General features: G+C 39.7%; 24 protein-coding genes. 22 read left to right on the forward strand and 2 right to left on the reverse strand.

Translation table 11 applies throughout. From position 1 onward, the window contains the following. Window positions 1-158 precede the first annotated feature (158 nt). On the reverse strand, window positions 159-710 hold the full coding sequence (locus FPQ13_RS10790) for a hypothetical protein (protein ID WP_144089342.1): 552 nt from the start codon (window positions 708-710) through the stop codon (window positions 159-161). 221 nt (window positions 711-931) lie between these two features. Here FPQ13_RS10790 and FPQ13_RS10795 point away from each other — a divergent pair, with 221 nt between their 5' ends. The 11 genes from FPQ13_RS10795 to rsmI all read left to right on the forward strand — a co-directional run bounded on the left by FPQ13_RS10795 (window position 932) and on the right by rsmI (window position 8,968). Next, window positions 932-1,198 carry a pro-sigmaK processing inhibitor BofA family protein gene (locus FPQ13_RS10795; protein ID WP_144089343.1) on the forward strand — a complete coding sequence of 89 codons (267 nt, stop codon included), beginning with the start codon at window positions 932-934 and terminating at the stop codon, window positions 1,196-1,198. 87 nt (window positions 1,199-1,285) lie between these two features. Next, entirely contained in the window at window positions 1,286-1,465 is a 180-nt protein-coding gene (locus tag FPQ13_RS10800) for a sigma factor G inhibitor Gin (RefSeq protein ID WP_186279657.1), read from the forward strand. A gap of 281 nt (window positions 1,466-1,746) precedes the next feature. Further along, window positions 1,747-3,183, forward strand: a complete 1,437-nt coding sequence (locus FPQ13_RS10805; RefSeq protein ID WP_186279658.1) for an aminotransferase class I/II-fold pyridoxal phosphate-dependent enzyme — start codon at window positions 1,747-1,749, stop codon at window positions 3,181-3,183. 14 nt (window positions 3,184-3,197) lie between these two features. Then, a complete protein-coding gene (gene tmk, locus FPQ13_RS10810) occupies window positions 3,198-3,830 on the forward strand; it encodes a dTMP kinase (RefSeq protein ID WP_144089346.1) in 633 nt (210 codons plus the stop codon). Window positions 3,831-3,901: 71 nt separating this feature from the next. Further along, a complete protein-coding gene (locus FPQ13_RS10815) occupies window positions 3,902-4,231 on the forward strand; it encodes a cyclic-di-AMP receptor (protein WP_144089347.1) in 330 nt (109 codons plus the stop codon). A gap of 29 nt (window positions 4,232-4,260) precedes the next feature. Then, entirely contained in the window at window positions 4,261-4,701 is a 441-nt protein-coding gene (locus tag FPQ13_RS10820; RefSeq protein ID WP_144089348.1) for a YaaR family protein, read from the forward strand. Window positions 4,702-4,729: 28 nt separating this feature from the next. After that, on the forward strand, window positions 4,730-5,716 hold the full coding sequence (gene holB / locus FPQ13_RS10825) for a DNA polymerase III subunit delta' (RefSeq protein WP_246065492.1): 987 nt from the start codon (window positions 4,730-4,732) through the stop codon (window positions 5,714-5,716). Window positions 5,717-5,723: 7 nt separating this feature from the next. Next, on the forward strand, window positions 5,724-6,554 hold the full coding sequence (locus FPQ13_RS10830) for a PSP1 domain-containing protein (protein WP_144089350.1): 831 nt from the start codon (window positions 5,724-5,726) through the stop codon (window positions 6,552-6,554). A 10-nt stretch (window positions 6,555-6,564) separates the two neighbouring features. Continuing rightward, window positions 6,565-6,906, forward strand: a complete 342-nt coding sequence (locus FPQ13_RS10835) for an initiation-control protein YabA (RefSeq protein WP_144089351.1) — start codon at window positions 6,565-6,567, stop codon at window positions 6,904-6,906. A 420-nt stretch (window positions 6,907-7,326) separates the two neighbouring features. Further along, complete coding sequence (locus FPQ13_RS10840; protein WP_144089352.1) at window positions 7,327-8,118, forward strand: tRNA1(Val) (adenine(37)-N6)-methyltransferase; 792 nt, start codon at window positions 7,327-7,329, stop codon at window positions 8,116-8,118. Continuing rightward, window positions 8,087-8,968 (forward strand): 16S rRNA (cytidine(1402)-2'-O)-methyltransferase, encoded by an 882-nt coding sequence (gene rsmI / locus FPQ13_RS10845; protein ID WP_144089353.1) that lies wholly within the window; start codon window positions 8,087-8,089, stop codon window positions 8,966-8,968. The genes FPQ13_RS10840 and rsmI overlap by 32 nt, the downstream gene beginning before the upstream one ends. Before the next feature lie 89 nt (window positions 8,969-9,057). Here rsmI and FPQ13_RS10850 read toward each other — a convergent pair whose 3' ends face one another. Further along, the gene (locus tag FPQ13_RS10850) at window positions 9,058-9,339 is read right to left on the reverse strand and encodes a transition state genes transcriptional regulator AbrB (protein WP_144089354.1); all 282 of its coding nucleotides are present in this window, start codon (window positions 9,337-9,339) and stop codon (window positions 9,058-9,060) included. Window positions 9,340-9,634: 295 nt separating this feature from the next. On the opposite strand from FPQ13_RS10850, the gene metG reads away from it, so the two are divergent. The 11 genes from metG (at window position 9,635) to spoVG (ending at window position 19,688) form a co-directional block, all read left to right on the forward strand. Next, on the forward strand, window positions 9,635-11,599 hold the full coding sequence (metG, locus tag FPQ13_RS10855; protein WP_144089355.1) for a methionine--tRNA ligase: 1,965 nt from the start codon (window positions 9,635-9,637) through the stop codon (window positions 11,597-11,599). A gap of 30 nt (window positions 11,600-11,629) precedes the next feature. Further along, window positions 11,630-12,397 carry a TatD family hydrolase gene (locus FPQ13_RS10860; RefSeq protein ID WP_144089356.1) on the forward strand — a complete coding sequence of 256 codons (768 nt, stop codon included), beginning with the start codon at window positions 11,630-11,632 and terminating at the stop codon, window positions 12,395-12,397. A 301-nt stretch (window positions 12,398-12,698) separates the two neighbouring features. Then, complete coding sequence (locus FPQ13_RS13920) at window positions 12,699-13,940, forward strand: resuscitation-promoting factor (protein WP_144089357.1); 1,242 nt, start codon at window positions 12,699-12,701, stop codon at window positions 13,938-13,940. A 78-nt stretch (window positions 13,941-14,018) separates the two neighbouring features. After that, window positions 14,019-14,600 carry a ribonuclease M5 gene (gene rnmV / locus FPQ13_RS10870; RefSeq protein WP_144089358.1) on the forward strand — a complete coding sequence of 194 codons (582 nt, stop codon included), beginning with the start codon at window positions 14,019-14,021 and terminating at the stop codon, window positions 14,598-14,600. After that, on the forward strand, window positions 14,597-15,475 hold the full coding sequence (rsmA, locus tag FPQ13_RS10875) for a 16S rRNA (adenine(1518)-N(6)/adenine(1519)-N(6))-dimethyltransferase RsmA (RefSeq protein ID WP_144089359.1): 879 nt from the start codon (window positions 14,597-14,599) through the stop codon (window positions 15,473-15,475). The genes rnmV and rsmA overlap by 4 nt, the downstream gene beginning before the upstream one ends. A 59-nt stretch (window positions 15,476-15,534) precedes the next feature. Beyond that, on the forward strand, window positions 15,535-16,422 hold the full coding sequence (yabG, locus tag FPQ13_RS10880) for a sporulation peptidase YabG (RefSeq protein WP_144089360.1): 888 nt from the start codon (window positions 15,535-15,537) through the stop codon (window positions 16,420-16,422). A gap of 172 nt (window positions 16,423-16,594) precedes the next feature. Further along, a complete protein-coding gene (veg, locus tag FPQ13_RS10885; RefSeq protein ID WP_144089361.1) occupies window positions 16,595-16,849 on the forward strand; it encodes a biofilm formation stimulator Veg in 255 nt (84 codons plus the stop codon). Between the two features lie 188 nt (window positions 16,850-17,037). After that, on the forward strand, window positions 17,038-17,214 hold the full coding sequence (locus FPQ13_RS10890; protein ID WP_144089362.1) for a small, acid-soluble spore protein, alpha/beta type: 177 nt from the start codon (window positions 17,038-17,040) through the stop codon (window positions 17,212-17,214). A 190-nt stretch (window positions 17,215-17,404) separates the two neighbouring features. After that, window positions 17,405-18,259 carry a 4-(cytidine 5'-diphospho)-2-C-methyl-D-erythritol kinase gene (ispE, locus tag FPQ13_RS10895; protein WP_144089363.1) on the forward strand — a complete coding sequence of 285 codons (855 nt, stop codon included), beginning with the start codon at window positions 17,405-17,407 and terminating at the stop codon, window positions 18,257-18,259. A 90-nt stretch (window positions 18,260-18,349) separates the two neighbouring features. Then, window positions 18,350-19,162, forward strand: a complete 813-nt coding sequence (purR, locus tag FPQ13_RS10900) for a pur operon repressor (RefSeq protein ID WP_144089364.1) — start codon at window positions 18,350-18,352, stop codon at window positions 19,160-19,162. Window positions 19,163-19,400: 238 nt separating this feature from the next. Beyond that, window positions 19,401-19,688: a septation regulator SpoVG gene (gene spoVG / locus FPQ13_RS10905; protein WP_144089365.1), complete on the forward strand. Its 288-nt coding sequence runs from the start codon at window positions 19,401-19,403 to the stop codon at window positions 19,686-19,688. Window positions 19,689-19,714: the final 26 nt, after the last annotated feature.

The following is a 19,714-nucleotide window of genomic DNA, read 5'->3' on the forward strand; positions in this document are numbered from 1 at the left end:
ACGCCCGAGCGAGTAGGAAAATAAGCTGAAAGGTCAAATAGGGATGTTCTATACACCCGAGCGAGTAGGAAAACAAGCTGAAAGGTCGAATAGGAGTGCTCTATACGCCCGAATGAGCAAGAAAACATGCCAGAAAGTCTTATAGAAAACACTCTAAGCTAGCCTTCACTTTTATTAACATACCGGTACCATTGTATGTCCTTGAATTCATGAATAGGAACGTACTCACTATTTAAAATCAGTAGATTATAGCTAGCATCTTCGCCTGAAAGGTTTTTCATTAAGCTTGCTGACAATTTTTTGTTCCATTTGGTGTGAATGTTCGTTTGATAAGAGAGGTTTTTGTTGGTTGGTATAGGGCCTCTTATAGGCTCTGATATATAAATCCCCGTATATTCATGAAAAGCTTTTGGATATTCAATAGCAAAGTAATAATCTTCATACTGACGAAGTAAATCATAGAGGTTTTGAGAAAGTGTGAAATAAAGTTGGATGATCAGTTCATTCTCTTGTACATCCATTTCTAGCTGATTGATTGTAAAATTCGGAGGTATGAATTGTTCTTCTAATGAAATGTTTTCTTCATTAGTCGTCTCTTCATTTTGCTTTTTCGGTACGTCTTCTGGTTGGTTAGACGTTTTTTGGTCAACACTTTGGTTACATGCAACTAAAAATAGTAAACCGACTATTAAAAAGCACTTTTTCCTCATAAGTTCCTCCTTATCGTACTTGTGTGTTCGATATAGCGAGTACTTTTAGAATATAATCCTAGAAAGCCCACGTTTTACTTGTAAAAATTTTCTACATTTACTATATCACAATCAATATATTTAAAAAATTACCAAATTGAAAAATAGATAAACAATCTGTTCTACTTAAAATACACACAACATAAAATGACAATAGAGTAATTGCAGAAAGGGGATGTCAGATGGATCCTATCGTTGTCATTTTAGCAATTGTCGCATTGATTGTGCTTGTTTTGTTTTTTGGTCCGCCGTTGAAGTTGATGCGTTTTGCTTCCAAAGGAGTCGTACGGCTGGTTATTGGTGCACTGTTTATTTTCTTTGCCAATGTATTTGGGTCGATGTTCGGTCTTCATATACCCATTAATATTTTCACCTCATTGTTTGTTGGGTTTCTCGGTCTATTTGGTTTAGGAAGTTTAGCAGCCATTCACTTTTTGATTCTTCCTTAACAATTTCTATTAAAAATTTCATAGATTTATGTATAAATGCTTCTCGTCCTGGACAAGCTAGTAGATAAAGAGGAGGGGAAGTTATTTATGAGAGAATCTATGAAAGTTTGCAAGGTTTGTGATCAGCCGAAGCATGAAGGATTACAGCTGTTATATGCGTTTATATGCACGGATTGTGAGAAGGAAATTATCAATACATCGCCAGAAGAAGAACGTTATGATTATTATGTAGAACGGTTAAAAGCATGCTCCTACCAAAAACAGTAGGAGTTTTTTTCTTTATATGTACCCTTATATGAAAAATATGAGACTACTGTTGGCATTTATAAGCCCTTCTAAAATATTTATGTGACCAATAGAAGAATTTATAATCCTTAGTTTGTGAAATATGTTCCCAAATTGAAAATATATAGTCCCTTAATTGAGTGAGATTGGTCCAGTGTCCCAAGCTTGAAGTACATGCACCGCCATTCGTTTAAGGTAGTAGCTTTTCAATTGTGGGTGGCTCTGCTATGCTCGATATAAACGAGTGTGAAGAGGAAATAATCATGAATCAATATCAAACCCCTTTATTTGATAAATTAATAGAACATACAAATGAGAACCCTGTCTCATTTCATGTTCCGGGACATAAAAATGGACGTGTGTTTCCGTCGCAGAAGATAAATCCATTCAAAGAAATGATGCCGTTGGATTTAACGGAGCTATCCAACTTGGATGATTTGCACCAACCTGAAGGTGTTATTCAGGAAGCAGAAGCACTTGCAGCAGATTATTTTCAAGTAGAACAGACGTTTTTTCTCGTGAATGGAACAACTTCTGGGAATCTAGCGATGATTTTAGCGACTTGTTCGCCAGGGGATGAAATTCTTGTTCAGCGAAACAGTCATAAATCGATCATGCATGCCCTGGAATTAGCAGGGGCTCAGCCAATTTTCGTTTCACCAGATGATGATGAACAAGTGGACCGTGTATCGATTATTTCACGTGAAACAATCCAAGAAGCTATTAACCGCTACCCTTCCATTAAAGCGGTTGTTTTGACATATCCGGATTATTTCGGTTCGACATATGATCTGGAAAAGATTATTGAGCTTTGTCATGAAAAAAACCTCCCCGTTTTAGTCGATGAAGCTCATGGAGCGCATTTGCAATTAGGTACCCCGTTTCCGAAATCGGCGATTGAATGTGGAGCGGATGTGGTTGTTCATTCTGCTCATAAAACGTTACCGGCTTTAACGATGGGTTCGTATTTACATGTTTGTAGCAGCAAACGTATTTCGATTAAACGGATTGCGCATTATTTGCAAATGGTTCAAACGAGCAGTCCGTCGTATGTTGTGATGGCTTCTCTTGATTTGGCGCGGTACTTTTTGGCGACACGTACGAAGAAGGACTTGGAAGCAACATTTTCGCAAATCCAAAAGATTCGGGATCTGCTCAGTTCGTTACAAAACGTATCGATGCAATCGGTTCGTCCGGGAATTGATGATCCGATGAAAACAACGTTGTATTCAAATGACGTCGATATGCGAGATTTGGATGCCCAACTGCAAGCAAATGGCATATACGCTGAGATGGTACAAAATAATCAATTATTGGTGATCCATGGCTTTTATGATGAGCAATTTGATTTTTCTCGCTTAGAACAGGCAGTAAAGTCGGTAAATAAGCTCAAATTAAACGATTTTCATGGTAAAATAACAAGTAGACATGCTGAAAAAGATATTCAGCGATTGGAATTGAGTTTTCAAGAGCTCCACCATTTGGAAACGGAATGGGTTCCGTGGTCAAAAGCAGTCGGACGATTAGCTGCAGAAACGGTTACACCCTATCCGCCGGGAATCCCATTGATTCTTCGGGGGGAGCGAATTCGAGAAAAAGATCTCGAGGTTCTCCATTCAAAAGAACAGCTATTCCAATCGATTCAATATGACGGATATGATTTAACACGTGGAATGACAGTTTATCGAGAACAAATATAGAGGAGTTTATGTGCGTGAGTGGATTATTTATTACATTTGAAGGCGTTGAAGGGGCAGGAAAAACGACTGCTCTTTCCTATATACATAACCAATTGACTGAAGCGGGCTATCAAGTGATTCAAACGCGTGAGCCAGGTGGAATAGAGATTGCTGAAAAGATTCGGGATGTCATCTTAAACCCTGAACATACAGCAATGGAGGCTCGTACCGAAGCTTTACTGTATGCTGCAGCCCGGAGACAACATTTGGTCGAGCGTGTTTTGCCAGCATTGGAAGCAGGAAAAATCGTCCTTTGCGATCGCTTCATCGATAGTAGTCTTGCGTATCAAGGCTATGCGAGAGGCCTTGGCATTGATGAAGTATACGAAATGAACCGGTTTGCCATTGAAGATGCGATGCCTGACTTAACCGTTTTATTTCGAATTGATCCTGTGAAAGGATTAGAACGAATCGCTGCGAATAAAGATCGCGAGCAGAACCGATTGGACTTAGAGAAAATTGATTTTCACCAAAAGGTTTTTGATGCTTATGAATTGTTGATCGAGCGCTTTCCAGATCGTATTCAATCAATCGATGCTAGCCAATCAGCCGAAGTTGTTCAAAATGAGTGTTTAAAATTGATCAAAAACCAATTAAATGTGCGTTAAAAGTATTTACTAGTGATAAAATCCCCCAAAGCTTGTTATAATGATAGAAAAGGATCTGAAGGAGGTTAAGGATGAAACTAGTCCTTGCTGTAGTCCAAGACAAAGATGTGAGCCGATTACAAGATGCGTTATCGGAAAAAGAGTTCAAGACGACGAAATTAGCATCAAGTGGTGGTTTCTTAAAAGAAGGGAACACGACGTTAATGATCGGTTGTGACGACGACCAAGTTGATGCGGCTCTTAATATTATCCGCGATAACTGCAGTCAACGTGAACAAATGGTTGCACCGATTTCGCCGATGGGTGGAAATGCAGATTCCTATATCCCACGACCTGTGCAAGTGGAAGTTGGCGGAGCAACGGTGTTTGTATTACCTGTAGAATCGTTTTTTAAATTTTAATTGCCTCATGTAAAGGTAGGTAGATCGTTATGAAGATCACTCAAGATCTCCAAACCAAAATCGATACGAATCAAACGAAACGTGTGAATACTTCACAACCTTCACAAGCTTTTTTATCGATGGTTGGACAAGAACGAGATAAACTACAGGGAGAACAGCTGACGAAGTTTCTTAACCAAATACAAGCACAAGGTGAGAAAATCGCGAAATTCCGTTCGTTTAAAGATTTAGCTAAATATAAACGAATGATTCATGAATTTATCGACGAAGCTGTCAAGCATGGTATGACGTTGAAGCAGTCGAGAAGCTGGGATTTAACGGGCGGTAATCGACAGCTTACATTGGTCGAGCAAATAGATGAAAAGTTGATCAATTTAACCGACCAACTTTTAGACCAAGAAAAAGACTCTCTCGATTTGTTGAAAGTAATCGGTGAGATTAAAGGATTACTAGTAAACTTATACGCTTAAATCGATTTAAATAGATAGGATGGGCATGATGAACTGGTCAACACTAGGCGAAAAACAACCTGTCGCAACGAAAATGTTGCAAAACAGCATTCAAAAAAACCGAATAGCACATGCCTATTTGTTTCATGGGCCTAGAGGGACTGGCAAACGGGAGGCCAGTCTTTTATTTGCCATGCGCTATTTTTGCGAAAATCCGCAAGAAAATGAAGAACCTTGTGGAGAGTGTGTGGCTTGCAAACGAATTCAATCGGGAAACCATCCGGATGTCCATTGGATTAAGCCAGATGGTCAATCGATTAAAAAGGAACAAATTGAGTTTTTGCAAAAAGAATTTACATATTCTAGTTTTGAGTCTGATTCAAAAATTTATATTGTTGAAGAAGCGGACAAGATGACTGTTAACGCAGCAAATCGGTTGCTCAAATTTTTAGAGGAACCGAGCAGGCGAACATTGGCCATTCTTTTGACAGAGCAGGTAGACGCGTTGCTGGATACGATTTTATCCCGTTGCCAACGCATTCATTTTTATCCGCTCGCACAAGAGGCATATTTGCAACAATTGCGTAATGAAGGACTCAGTGAAGCAAATGCTCGTTTGGCATCAGCGCTACGTTTTGATTTAGTTGAAGCGAAAGAAATACAAAGTGATGAGTGGTTTGCGAATGGCCGAAAAATAGTGGTACAATTAATGGATAGGATTGTCCAATCGAATGAGGAATCCTACATATATCTCCATCAAACATGGATGCAACATTTCGATGGTCGACTGCAGCATGAAAAAGGTCTTGATTTGTTGCTTGTATGGTTGAAGGATCTCGTTTATTTACACTTAGATGAAAAGGAACAACTAGTCTTCATTGATCAAATGGATCGACTTGAACAGCAACAAGCTCATTTGCCGTTACACCGGATTAAAGCGGCAATTTATGAAGTGTTGCAGACGAAGCGAAGATTGGCGATGCATGTCCATCCAACATTGGCAATGGAGCAACTTATCCTCAAAATGGAGAGGTGAATATAGATTGATTGAAATAATAGGTGTCCGCTTTAAAAAAGCGGGTAAAATATATTACTTCGATCCAGGCGACTTAGCGATTACAACAGATCACTGTGTTATTGTTGAGACAGTTCGCGGGATTGAATACGGTGACGTCGTCATAGCCAATAAGCGTGTCGACGAGGAAGATGTTGTCCTTCCATTGAAGAAGGTCATTCGGATTGCTGATGAGCATGATCATCAAACCGTTTTGGAAAACCAACAGCAAACGGAAGAAGCTTTTGAACTATGTGCTCGGAAGATTCACGAGCACAAGCTAGATATGAATTTGGTCGATGTGGAGTTCACTTTTGACCGAAATAAGATTATTTTTTACTTTACAGCAGATGGCCGTGTTGATTTCAGACACTTGGTTAAAGACTTGGCATCTGTATTCAAAACGCGAATCGAGCTACGCCAAATCGGTGTACGCGATGAAGCGAAAATGTTAGGTGGAATAGGACCATGTGGTCGAATGCTTTGCTGTTCGACCTTTTTAGGGGACTTTGAGCCCGTTTCCATCAAAATGGCGAAGGATCAAAACCTTTCACTGAATCCGGCGAAAATTTCTGGATTATGCGGTCGACTCATGTGTTGCTTAAAGTATGAGAATGATATGTATGAAGATGCAAAACGAGAACTTCCAGACATTGGAGAGCGATTAAACACAGCACAAGGTAAAGGGAAAGTAGTCGGACTTAATATGCTTGAACGACTTGTCCAAGTTGAATTGACTGAATTGGAACGGGTTGTCGAATATACCATCGACGAACTGATTGAAGAGGGGGCCCTTTCAGTTCCAGCTGTTAAACAATGAGGTGGGTAACGTGAACAAAAAAGAAATGTTAGAGCATTTCTCTAGCTTTGAAAAAAAGTTTACCGATTTACAAGAGGATTTGGTGAAATTAAAAACCAATCTCGTGCAATTGGTTGAAGAAAATCACCAGTTGGCCCATGAAAACCACCACTTACGGCAACGTCTTGATGATTTGCGAAACGATCATGTTTCCGAAGCAGATGAGACACATGGAGAAAATATGCAAGCCGTAGGAGAAGGGTATGACAATTTAGCACGAATTTATGAAGAAGGTTTTCACATCTGTCACGTCTATTTTGGTACGCCAAGAGGCGAAAAAGATTGCATATTTTGTTTGAAGTTTTTTGAATGAAACAGTGAAACATCCTTTGTTGTGAAAGCGACAGAGGGTGTTTTTCTTCAATCAGAAACTATTTGGAGCCGCCGGAAAATCAATCGGAGCCGCTGATAAATTGGATGAAGCCACCGAAAAATCGCTCGAAGCCGTCGATAAAATGGGAGAAGCCGCCGAATAATCGCTCGGAGCCGCCGATAAAATGAGGGAAGCCGCCGAAAAACCATTCGAAGCCGTCGATAAATCAGATGGAGCCGCCGAATAATCGCTCGAAGCCGTCGATAAATCGAATGAACCCGTCGAATAATCAGCTTCAGCCGCTGAATCAGCCTTCTCTCCAATTTTAAAAATGCGACCAGCCTTAGTAAATTACGAAATTTAACAAACAATGAAGTAATAAAACATTGAATCACAGCAACGAAGAAACGAGGAAAGCTTATGGTGGAACTTAAAGGTGATGAACGTATTGATTATTTGTTAGCAGACCAAGATCGTCGAATTATTCAAAGCCCGACCGTATTTTCATTTTCGATTGATGCCGTATTGCTAGCCAATTTCACATATTTACCGATTAAGAGAGGGAAGATACTTGATTTGTGTACAGGCAATGGAGTCATTCCTTTATTTTTATCAAAGCGAAGCCATGCGACCATTTATGGATTGGAAATTCAAGAACGGATTTTTGATATGGCTACGCGAAATGTAAAATTGAATCAGCTTGAAGAGCAGCTCCAGGTCGTAAAAGGTGATTTAAAAGAGCCGCCTGCAGAACTTGCCAATCAGCGGTTTGATGTCGTGACATGCAACCCACCATATTTCCGCACGGATGATGGCCAGAAAAAAATAAACGAAAATGAATTTCTCGCGTACGCTAGACATGAAATTTTATGTAATTTAGATGATGTATTAAAAGCGTGTAGCTCCTTAGTCCGTTCAAAGGGAAAGGTTTCGATTGTTCACAGACCACAACGTGTGGCAGACTTAATAACGATTGGAAAAAAGTATAATTTAGAGCCAAAACGTCTTCAATTCGTCCACCCTAAAGAGGGTCGTGAAGCAAATATTGTGCTCATTGAATATTCGAAGGATGGTAAACCGGATCTCGATGTCTTGCCACCGATTTATATTCATGACGAAGATGGTCATTATACAGGTGAGGTTGCAAAGATTTTATACGGTGAAGAGGGGAGCCGATTTCATGGTCGACGTCCAGAAAAGTTTTCAGAATGAATCGGAAGCGAAGTTATATTTAGTACCGACGCCGATTGGCAACTTGGATGATATAACGTATCGAGCACTTTCAACACTACAGGAAGTTTCTTATATTGCATGTGAGGATACGCGCCAAACAAAGAAGCTATTGAATCACTTTGATATTCACAAACCATTGATCAGCTACCATGAGCATAGTAATCGTCAAAAAGAAGATGAGCTCATGTCGAAATTGCGGAATGGCGATTCGATTGCGCTTGTCAGTGATGCAGGAATGCCAGTCGTGTCAGACCCAGGCTTTGGACTGATTCAGCGAGCGCGAGAAGAACATATTGATGTCGTGAGCCTTCCAGGGGCCAATGCAGCGCTTGTTGCCTTGGTTGCTTCGGGTCTCCCTGCCAATACATTTACGTTTTATGGATTTCTTCCTAAAAAGAAAAAGGAAATCACAGAAATTTTGTCTAGCTTAGATCAGATCAAGCAAACAGTAATTTTTTATGAGTCACCGTATCGAATTAAACAAACGGTAGAGGTCATGGCGGAATATTATCAGACTGATCGGGAAATTGTTTTAGCGCGCGAGTTAACGAAGAAATTTGAAGAATACGTACGTGGAACAGTTCACGATGTTAAAAATTTCATCGATCAAGGTGAAGCGACGTTGAAAGGGGAATTTGTTCTACTTGTTGGACCAGGAGACGAAAGTTCTGTTGAAGACTCTTGGTGGGAAAGTTTAAGTTTAGTGGATCATGTCGAGACTTATATCCAAAAGGGAATTTCTTCGAAGGATGCGATTAAGCAAACAGCGATTGATCGGGCGATATCGAAACGAGAGGTTTATCAAGCATATCACGTAGGCGATTCATAGAAATCAAAGAGCATCAAAACGATGAAATTCTATGTAAAAATAAAAATAGACTGCAGCTTTACGCTACAGTCTATGATGTATTCATAGATTTATTTACTGTCAAACTTTTTATTAATCTCAGAGATTAATTGTTCAGCACCTTCTCGGCTTAACACAATGGAGCCATCGCCAACAGTGATATTATCATTGGAAACATCACCAGTGATTGCACAAGCCATGTTTGGTCTGTATTTCTTTAAGATGATTTGATCGTCATCCACGTAAATCTCAAGTGCGTCCTTAATGTTTATGTCTAGAGTACGACGCAATTCAATTGGAATAACGACTCTACCAAGCTCGTCTACTTTTCTTACAATTCCTGTTGATTTCATTGTTTCTTTCTCTCCTCTCTCGATCATATATATAAGATTCGCTATCTTATGACATTAATGTACCACTATTATTTTTAACCGTCAATTAAGTAAAGGAAGAATTGTCAGAAAATGTTTCAAACAATCTTGCCTGTTTCTCTGTGGAAATTAAACTATTAAATGGGTACAATAATATCTAGTTGATATTTTACCAAACTACTGCTAAATAGAGAACATTTTTTTATAATTTAAAAAAATTTGTCATGGAATGTTAACATTTTGTGAAAAGATATGTTAAAAAACAGGAGGTTCTAGGATGCCAGAAGAAAAAAATACGTTTTATATAACTACACCTATTTATTATCCAAGTGGCAATTTGCATATTGGTCATGCATATACGACCGTTGCCGCTGATGCGGTTGCTCGCTATAAACGACTTCGCGGGTATGAAGTAATGTTTTTGACCGGAACGGATGAGCACGGACAAAAAATTCAGCGCAAAGCAGCAGAAAAAGGTGTTGAGCCGATTCAGTACGTTGATGAGATTGTTTCAGGCATCCAAAAACTTTGGAGTCAGTTGGATATTTCTCATGATGACTTTATTCGGACAACAGAGAAGCGCCATAAAGATATTGTCGAAAAAATATTTGATCAGTTGTATCAGCAAGGCGATATTTACTTGGACAAATATGAAGGTTGGTACTGTACGCCTTGTGAATCATTCTTTACCGAACGTCAATTAGATAATGGTCGGTGCCCTGATTGTGGCCGTCCGGTTGAAAAGGTAAAAGAAGAGTCTTATTTCTTTAAGATGAGTAAATATGCTGATCGTCTCGTTGAATTTTACGAAGAAAACCCGGAATTCATACAACCAGAAAGCCGTAAAAATGAAATGTTAAACAACTTCATCAAACCGGGTCTTGAAGACTTAGCCGTTTCCCGGACGACATTTGATTGGGGCGTTCGCGTACCAGGAGATCCGAAACACGTTATCTATGTATGGATTGACGCATTGTCGAATTATATTACAACATTAGGTTATGGAACGGAAAATGACGAGCGTTTTCAAAAATTCTGGCCGGCAGATGTTCATTTAGTCGGAAAAGAAATTGTTCGTTTTCACACGATCTATTGGCCAATTATGCTCATGGCATTGGATTTACCACTACCTAAAAAAGTTTTTGCTCACGGTTGGCTATTAATGAAAGACGGAAAAATGTCCAAGTCTAAAGGGAATGTGGTCGATCCGGTTACTTTGATCGATCGCTATGGATTAGACGCATTACGTTACTACTTGCTTCGTGAAGTGCCATTCGGCTCTGACGGCGTTTTTACACCGGAAGCTTTTGTAGAGCGTACAAATTATGACTTAGCAAATGACCTTGGGAATTTATTAAACCGAACGGTAGCAATGATTAATAAATATTTCGACGGTGAAATTCCAGCAATTCAGCTGAATGAAACAGAATATGATCAAGATTTGATGAAAGTCGCCTCGTCGACAAGAGAGCAAGTGGAAGAGGCGATGGAAAATATGCAATTTTCGGTAGCACTGTCTACACTTTGGCAGTTCGTCAGCCGTACGAATAAGTATATTGATGAAAATGAACCGTGGGTATTGGCAAAAGATGAAGCGAAAAGAGAACGCCTTGGAAATGTCATGGCTCATTTAGTGGAATCACTCAGACAAATTGCCGTTATGCTTCAGCCATTCTTGACGTCCACACCGCAAAAAATCTTTAGTCAATTAGGTGTAGAAAACGAAGAGCTGCAAGGCTGGGAAAGCTTGCATACATTTGATGACATTCCGACAGGGACAAGCGTCCAAAAAGGAACTCCAATCTTCCCTCGTTTGGATAACGACGTGGAAATTCAAGCGATCAAAGATATGATGGCGCCACCAGCACCGAAAAAGGAAGAAGAGAAAGAAGAGGCGAAAGAGCAGGAAATCGCTCCCGAAGTGGCCATTGATGATTTTCTAAAGCTAGATTTTCGTGTTGGTGAAGTCATCGAGGCAGATCAAGTGAAAAAAGCGGATAAACTGCTCAAGTTACGTGTAGACCTCGGCTATGAAAAACGTCAAGTTGTTTCGGGAATTGCTGAACATTATAAACCAGAAGAGCTCGTAGGGAAAAAAGTGATTGTCGTTTCGAATTTAAAACCGGTCAAACTGCGTGGTGAACTATCTCAAGGCATGATTTTAGCTGGAGAAGACGAGGAAGGTACTCTCTCTTTGGCTACGATAGATCAAACATTACCAAACGGAACACAAATCAACTAATTCGAACTGTTCAAACGAAAGGATGAGTCTGTGTTATTTGATACACACGTTCATTTAAATGCCGATCAATTTATGGAAGATCGTGATGAAGTCATCGAGCGGGCGAAAGCGGCAGGTGTGACCGAAATGGTTGTCGTCGGCTTCGACAGAAAAACCATTCCACTAGCGATTGAAATTGCTGAAGCTTATCCGTTTATTTATGCCGCGGTTGGCTGGCACCCTGTTGATGCGATTGATATGACGGATGATGATCTGAAATGGATTGAAGAGCTTGCGGCCCATGAAAAAGTCGTTGCAATTGGAGAAATGGGTCTGGATTATCATTGGGATAAATCACCTGTAGACGTTCAAAAAGAAGTTTTTAGAAAGCAAATTAGACTTGCAAAAAAGTTGGCGATGCCGATTATTATTCATAACCGGGAAGCAACTGAAGATATTATTGACATTTTGAAGGATGAAAATGCACAGGAAATCGGTGGGATTATGCATTGTTTCAATGATCGAGCTGAATACGCGATGGAATGTATCGATTTAAACTTCCACATATCATTAGGTGGTCCAGTAACTTTTAAAAATGCAACGGATCCCAAAATTGTTGCCGAACAAGTACCACTTGATCGATTGTTGATTGAAACCGATTGTCCATTTCTTGCTCCACATCCGAACCGAGGAAAACGAAATGAACCTGCGTACGTTTTGTTAGTAGCAGAAAAAATCGCTGAAATGAAACAAATGACGTTAGAAGAGATCGGTGAAGTGACTCGGAATAATGCGAAGAAGTTATTTGGAATAGCTTAATGGTTCTTAAGCTGACCAATCATTCCGAAATAACAACGCTAGTAAATGCTTGAACACTAACTAAATGTTCTAAAACACACACATAGGCATACAGTTTAAAATGAGCATCATTTAAACGATCGCCTAGGTGTGTGTTTTTTCTTTTGTTTTGTTTCATGCGGGACTCTTAGGTCGATCAAACGGGCAATTGGTTCTCGTGATGAAGTCAATGTGTAAAAACTGTAATGAATTTGTAATGTGATTGTTCATTGACTTCCTTTTTTCGTATGACTATAATCAATTGCGTATAGGAGGCTCGTTTATGAACTCAAAGAATACAGCTTCAAAACGATTTGGTGTTAAAGGTTTTATCATATTATCTTTAACAATAGTTGCTATGGCTTCATTATTTTTTATTGTCTATGAATCTATGAAAAAAGAAGTAACAGTCTTAGCCGGTGAAGAAAAACACGAAACGAACACGATGGCTAAAACAGTTGAAGAAGTTTTAAATGAACTAGGTGTTGAACGAGACGAACATGACTATCTTTCTGAAGATCTTACAAAAGAGTTAGAAGATGGCATGGAAATCGAATTGGACTATTCTAACGAGGTAGTCGTGACCATTGACGATGAAACGGAAACGTACCACACCTTTGCAAATACAGCAGAAGAATTTTTAGAAGAAGAGAACATCGAGGTTAACGAGCATGATCATCTGTCCTTTGATTTAGAGGAAGAGTTAAGTGATGGACGGCATTTAGCGATATCTAAAGCTTTTGAAGTCGTAATAAATGATGGTGGCGAAAAGAAAACCGTCATGACGACAGGTCAAACGATTCAGTCGCTTCTCGCAAAAGAAGGGATTAAGCTGACGGAGCTCGACCAGCTCAACATGGAGCCTACTAAAGAATTAGAATCGAACGAAATCATTAAGATTACTCGAGTAGATAAAGAGAAGAAAACATATGATGAAATTATTCCATACAACACGAAGACGGAAAGCGATGATTCCTTAGAAAAAGGTAAAACGCGAATCGTTCAAAAAGGTAAAGAGGGTAAAAAAGTTCAAACCTTTGAAATTACGTATAAAAACGGTGAAGAAGTCTTTCGTGAACTGGTAAGTGAAGAAATTACAGAAGAAAGTCAAAACCGCGTTGTTGCACAAGGAACGAAGGAACCACCGAAGCAAACAGTCGCAAAGAAATCATCCAACAATGTGCAACAAACATCCGCAAAGTCTGAGTCTACAGTAAAAACGAAAGAAACGAATCAAGAAGAGGGTCAGACGATGATTGTTCAAGCGACAGCGTATTCAACGAATAATCCTTCATTGAGTACCCATACAGCTACAGGAATTGACTTACGCTCGAATCCAAGAGTTATTGCGGTTGATCCGAGTGTCATTCCGTTAGGCTCGAAAGTTTGGGTTGAAGGTTACGGCATGGCAATCGCTGGCGATACGGGTGGAGCGATTAAAGGGAAGAAAATCGACATTCATTTTTCATCTTATGAGAAAGCAAAATCATTCGGAAGAAAAACAGTCCGAATTAAAGTATATTAATAAAAATAATTATGAATCCTGCTATACTAAATGGTAGCAGGATTTATTTTTTTCGATATTTATTCAGTGAGGGTTCGTATGAAAATTAAAGAAGTAATTGTCTTAGAAGGCAGAGATGATACTGTTCGTATTAAGTTAGCCGTAGATGCAGATACAATTGAAACAAATGGCTCTGCTTTAAATCAACGTACATTAGACCAAATTAAGCATGCAAAGGAAAAAAGAGGGGTCATCGTTTTTACCGATCCAGACTATCCAGGAGAGCGCCTTAGACGATTGATTGATGCCAATATTCCTGGGTGTAAGCATGCTTTTCTACCAAAGGAAAAAACTAAGGCGAAAGGTAAGAGAAAAGGGTTAGGGATTGAGCATGCCGATATTGAAGATATTCAGCAAGCGTTAGAAGATGTACATGCTGTACGACAAGAAATGAAGAGTTCAATTGATTGGCGGCCTTATTTACTTCAATATGGCTTAATTGGTGGCCCAAAAGCTAAAGACCGTCGAATGAAGCTTGGCAATGAATTGAAGATAGGGTATGCCAATGCCAAACAATTAGAAAAGCGTTTAAGCATGTTTGCTATTGATGAGAAACAGTTTGAAGCGGTAATGAAAGAGATTATTCAGAATGAAAACGATAAAGGATGGAACAATTCATGAGCAAACCGATCGCGACCTATTCCAGAACGAAAGAGATTATGGACAAACACAAGCTATCCTTTAAGAAAAGTTTAGGCCAAAACTTCTTGATCGATGCGAATATTTTAAAAAAGATTGTTGATAAAGCTGGTGTTACTGAAGATACGACAGTCATCGAAATCGGTCCGGGGATTGGTGCGTTAACAGAACAGCTGGCTTTGAAAGCGAAAGACGTTTTTGCCATTGAAATCGACCAGCGTTTTATAGAAGTATTAAAGGATACATTGCAAGGCTTTCAAAATATCCAAGTGATCAATGAAGATATTTTGAAAGTAGATTTAAACGCATTCATCGCCGAAAAAATGCCAGAAGCATCTGATGTTCGTGTAGTAGCTAATCTTCCGTATTATATTACAACGCCAATTTTAATGAAATTATTGATGGGCAATTCACCAATGCATTCCATAACCGTAATGATGCAAAAAGAAGTTGCTGCACGGATGGCGGCAAAGCCTAACTCTAAAGAATATGGCTCGTTGTCGATAGCTGTTCAATATTACACGACATCGAATGTTGTCATGAATGTGCCGAAGACTTGTTTCGTTCCACAGCCGAATGTCGATTCGTCGATTTTACAATTAGTAAAACGTGACAAGCCGCCAGTTGATGTCGTCGATGAGGACTTGTTCTTTGAAGTCGTTCAGAAAAGCTTTCAACAACGCCGAAAAACGTTAAAAAACAATCTGCAAAAAGGGTTTCAAGATCGAATCTCTAAAGAGCAATTACAGAATGTATTTGATCAAGCGGCCATCGAGCCTTCTCGCAGAGGTGAATCCTTATCGATGGAGGAGTTCTCGACACTGACGAAATTTATGAAAGAGGCATTAGAAGTGTAACAAATCACGTAAACCCTCAATAGGATAGTGAGAGAGCCTATTACGGGGGAGAGACATCCATGAATCTTCAAAGAGGCGATATTGTCACAAGACATTCTTATGAACATGATTTATTGTTTCGTGTCCAATCAATCGATCATGACCAAGCTCAATTATACGGTGAAAACTTTCGCCTTGAAGTCGACGCGCCAATTGATGACTTGAAGCTAGTCGTTCAAGAAGAAAAAAAGCGGGCGGAGCAATCAATTATCCATAAGGAGCATGAATCTTATCGACTGTTCAGGCAGGATTACTATTTAAGGTCCTTCAGAGACCATTCACAGCCAATTTCCATCAAAGATGCACCGCGGTTTCAAATTTGCCCGAAAGTGCTTCATATGGATAGTGACGCGCTATTTTTGAAGAAGTGTATACTTCTTTATAACAAGCTTGGACTTCAAGTGCACGGAGCACATGTCAAAGAAAGCGAGATGCAGCATCAAGTAGCTGATCTTCTTGAAAAGGTACAGCCGGACATTTTAGTGTTGACGGGACATGACTCCTATTCCAAACAAAAAGGGGAAGAACTGGATTTGCGTGCTTACCGAAATAGCCGTTATTTCGTTGAAGCGGTACGTGTCGCAAGAAAGAAGGTTTCTCACTTGGATCAGCTTGTGATTTTTGCGGGTGCATGTCAATCACACTTTGAGTCGTTGATCCGTGCAGGAGCAAACTTCGCCAGTTCGCCGACGCGAATTAATATCCATGCCTTGGATCCTGTATATGTAGCAGCAAAAGTTGGCTATACGCCTTTTATGGAAAAGGTGGATATTTATGACGTCATCGAAAAAACGGTAACCCAAGAAAAAGGGATCGGCGGATTGGAAACGCGCGGCCTTTTTCGAACAGGATTACCTTATATGAAAAAGTTACCTAAGACACATGAAAAAGCGAACACAGATGAATAGAAGCCTTATGTCTAATGGAATTCCGAATGCATGAATTTGGCTAATTAGGAAATGGTAAATAGTAGTTCGTAAAATTTATGTTGACACCTTGGCTGGAATGTTGATATAATTAAATACTTTTTGACTTTCGGGCCATTTTGTGTTAAGATAGCACTTAGTGAGGTGGAGTCGTATGGGAAAAACTTTGGCTGAAATTAAACAAGCTTTGGATGTTAAGATTGGGCAGCAATTAACATTGAAAGCGAACGGTGGTCGACGCAAAACGATTGAGCGTTTTGGGGTGTTGGCAGAAACGTACCCATCTGTTTTTATCGTTGAGCTAGATCAAGATGAGCATTCTTTTGAAAGAGTCTCTTACAGCTATGCAGACGTACTTACTGAAACCGTAGAGATTACCTTCACAGATGAAGTCAGTAAAATGGCTTAACGGCAAGTAAACAGAAGAGCTTCTACAGTCAATTGGCTGTAGAAGCTCTTCTGTTTGAATAGTGGCTATAAATGAAAGCAGTCTCAGCAATTTACAATGTGGTTAACGCCAAAATTTACATGTCTGATGAATTAAGAAATACATATACTAAGCCTGTCGTAAATAAAACCGAAAAGGAGTTGTGGTCATTGAGTAGACGAAAAGGCGTTATGTCTGATCGCTTGAAAGAGGAGATCGCAAAAGATATGGGAATTTACGACACGGTCCAAAAAGAAGGATGGGGAGGCATCAAGTCCCGTGATGCCGGTAACATGGTGAAGCGGGCAATTGAGATGGCTGAGGAGAACTCGAAAAATAAAGCGTAAGTATTCTCTTCCAACTGCATGTCCCCCTACTGACTGCATCGGTCATAGTTCATTTGAACTGTGGCCGATTTCCTTTTTTACATGCATATCACATTGAAACCTATAGAATGAGAACCAATGAGCACATTTTCTTTATAAATGATTTCTCGTATGTGATACAATCAAAGAAATTAATTATGCAGAAGGTGAAATAATGATTTTTGAAAAAGCGCCGGCGAAGATCAATCTAACGCTAGACGTTTTACATAAACGAGACGATGGCTATCATGAAATCGAAATGATCATGACGTCGATTGATCTTGCAGACCGACTTACTTTTGAGAAAACAGATAATCAGGGCATTACGATCGTGTCCGAAAAAAGATATGTTCCCAATGACCAGCGAAATCTCGCCTATCAAGGGGTAGCTTTGATGCGGGAGAAGTTCGGTATTCAATCCGGTGTTAAAATTACGATTGATAAGCAAATACCTGTTGCAGCGGGACTTGCTGGGGGAAGTAGTGATGCAGCAGCGGCATTAAGAGGAATGAACCGGTTATTCAACCTCGGCCAAACGACTGAACAGCTTCAACAAATCGGTGAGGAAATTGGTTCGGATGTTCCGTTTTGTGTGTCAGGAAAAACGGCCATTGCGAGGGGTAGAGGAGAGAAGTTATCAACTTTACCATCACCTCCACCTTGTTGGGTCGTCCTTGCTAAACCAAGTATCGGTGTGTCGACAAAAGATGTGTACGGAAATGTGAATATCGATCAAATCGAGCACCCGGATACTGAGTCAATGGCTAACGCTCTTCGCAATAAGGATTTTCATTCGTTATGTAACCACCTAGGTAATGTATTGGAACCAATTACGGTAGCGATGCATCAAGAAGTAGACCAAATAAAAACATTTATGCAAAAGCAAGGCTTGGAAGGCGTACTGATGAGTGGTAGTGGACCGACCGTTTACGGATTGACTGAACACCTGTCAAAAGCTGAACGAACCGTGAATGGGTTAAGAGGTTTTTGCCAGGAAGTTTATTTAGTTCGTGCATTAACGGATTAACCATATATCAGTACCACTAAAAGGTAGTAAACACAAACATTAAGTGATATATTATTAATTAATATTCGGAAAATAAAAGGTGGAAAGGTTATGAGACGAAGCGAACGACTAGTAGCAATGACAGACTACTTCAAGGAAAATCCTTATACACATATTTCGTTGCCTTTTTTCGTGAAATGGTTTGGAGCGGCAAAATCATCGATCAGTGAGGATTTAGATATCATTGATGCCATGTTTGAACAACTAGGAATTGGACGGTTACAAACATCAGCAGGTGCAGCTGGTGGGGTCCGATATATTCCCGATTACGATATGGAACTGAGTAAAGAGAAAATCGATGAAATCATTGAGCTGTTAGAAGACCCGCAACGAATTTTGCCTGGTGGGTATGTTTATATGAGTGATCTACTCGGTGACTTAAAACAGTTACGCATAATCGGAAAAATGTTTGGCGCGGCATTCAAAGCGTATGATGTCGATTACGTCGTAACAGTTGCGACAAAAGGTATTCCGCTAGCATATGCTGTTGCTGATGTGTTGAGAGTTCCTGTTGTCATTATTAGAAGAGATCCAAAAGTGACGGAAGGTTCTACTGTAAGTATTAATTATGTATCAGGCTCGTCCAGAAAAATACAGACGATGGTCCTTTCGAAACGGAGTATTAAAGAGAATTCGAATGTGATTCTTTTGGATGATTTCATGAAAGCGGGAGGAACGATTCACGGCATGGTAAGCCTGATGAATGAATTCAATGCAACCGTCAAAGGAATCGGTGTATTGGCAGAGGCTGAAGATGATGAAGAAGACCGTCGAGTTGATGATTATATCTCCTTGTTGAAGTTTCAGGAAGTCAATGAGCGTGAAGGTCGCATTCAAGTTGCTCGTGGGAATTATTTTGAATAATCGTTTCACAATAGACAACTGGATTGTTTGTAACATATAGGGTGGACGCATTGTTCACCCTTAAGTGGTTATATGAACGCAATATTTTTTTAATTTTTTTTAATAAAAAGAAGGATTTATCGAGAGAATGTTGAATTGACATTAATAAGTCGAATTCTTTGTTTAAGAAAGAATGGAGAAACCGATCAAGCTTACGAAGCACTGTAAGCGCAGTTTTCATTAAAGGTGGTGATACATAATGCAAGTTACCGACGTAAGATTACGCCGCGTGAACACTGATGGTCGTATGCGTGCAATCGCTTCCATTACATTGGATGATGAATTTGTCGTCCATGATATCCGTGTGATTGATGGAAACAATGGTCTGTTCGTTGCTATGCCAAGTAAACGCACACCAGACGGAGAGTTCAGAGATATCGCGCATCCAATCAACTCAGATACACGAGGTAAAATTCAAGATGCTGTATTAGAAGAATACCATCGTGTTGGAGAAGAATCTGAGCTTGAAGAAGCAGGTGCTTCCTAAAAAGGATTGATCAGAAGCCTATTCAT

The sequence above is a fragment of the Allobacillus salarius genome, assembly GCF_007559425.1.
In the GTDB taxonomy this organism is placed as follows: Bacteria; Bacillota; Bacilli; order Bacillales; family Alkalibacillaceae; genus Allobacillus; species Allobacillus salarius.

What these genes read in the sequence shown, in the direction of transcription:
- FPQ13_RS10790 (WP_144089342.1), bottom strand. Translation starts at nt 710, where the DNA reads ATGAGGAAAAAGTGCTTTTTAATAGTCGGTTTACTATTTTTAGTTGCA.
- FPQ13_RS10795 (WP_144089343.1), top strand. Translation starts at nt 932, where the DNA reads ATGGATCCTATCGTTGTCATTTTAGCAATTGTCGCATTGATTGTGCTT.
- FPQ13_RS10800 (WP_186279657.1), top strand. Translation starts at nt 1,286, where the DNA reads ATGAGAGAATCTATGAAAGTTTGCAAGGTTTGTGATCAGCCGAAGCAT.
- FPQ13_RS10805 (WP_186279658.1), top strand. Translation starts at nt 1,747, where the DNA reads ATGAATCAATATCAAACCCCTTTATTTGATAAATTAATAGAACATACA.
- FPQ13_RS10815 (WP_144089347.1), top strand. Translation starts at nt 3,902, where the DNA reads ATGAAACTAGTCCTTGCTGTAGTCCAAGACAAAGATGTGAGCCGATTA.
- FPQ13_RS10820 (WP_144089348.1), top strand. Translation starts at nt 4,261, where the DNA reads ATGAAGATCACTCAAGATCTCCAAACCAAAATCGATACGAATCAAACG.
- holB (WP_246065492.1), top strand. Translation starts at nt 4,730, where the DNA reads ATGAACTGGTCAACACTAGGCGAAAAACAACCTGTCGCAACGAAAATG.
- FPQ13_RS10840 (WP_144089352.1), top strand. Translation starts at nt 7,327, where the DNA reads ATGGTGGAACTTAAAGGTGATGAACGTATTGATTATTTGTTAGCAGAC.
- rsmI (WP_144089353.1), top strand. Translation starts at nt 8,087, where the DNA reads ATGGTCGACGTCCAGAAAAGTTTTCAGAATGAATCGGAAGCGAAGTTA.
- FPQ13_RS10850 (WP_144089354.1), bottom strand. Translation starts at nt 9,339, where the DNA reads ATGAAATCAACAGGAATTGTAAGAAAAGTAGACGAGCTTGGTAGAGTC.
- metG (WP_144089355.1), top strand. Translation starts at nt 9,635, where the DNA reads ATGCCAGAAGAAAAAAATACGTTTTATATAACTACACCTATTTATTAT.
- FPQ13_RS13920 (WP_144089357.1), top strand. Translation starts at nt 12,699, where the DNA reads ATGAACTCAAAGAATACAGCTTCAAAACGATTTGGTGTTAAAGGTTTT.
- rnmV (WP_144089358.1), top strand. Translation starts at nt 14,019, where the DNA reads ATGAAAATTAAAGAAGTAATTGTCTTAGAAGGCAGAGATGATACTGTT.
- rsmA (WP_144089359.1), top strand. Translation starts at nt 14,597, where the DNA reads ATGAGCAAACCGATCGCGACCTATTCCAGAACGAAAGAGATTATGGAC.
- yabG (WP_144089360.1), top strand. Translation starts at nt 15,535, where the DNA reads ATGAATCTTCAAAGAGGCGATATTGTCACAAGACATTCTTATGAACAT.
- veg (WP_144089361.1), top strand. Translation starts at nt 16,595, where the DNA reads ATGGGAAAAACTTTGGCTGAAATTAAACAAGCTTTGGATGTTAAGATT.
- purR (WP_144089364.1), top strand. Translation starts at nt 18,350, where the DNA reads ATGAGACGAAGCGAACGACTAGTAGCAATGACAGACTACTTCAAGGAA.
- spoVG (WP_144089365.1), top strand. Translation starts at nt 19,401, where the DNA reads ATGCAAGTTACCGACGTAAGATTACGCCGCGTGAACACTGATGGTCGT.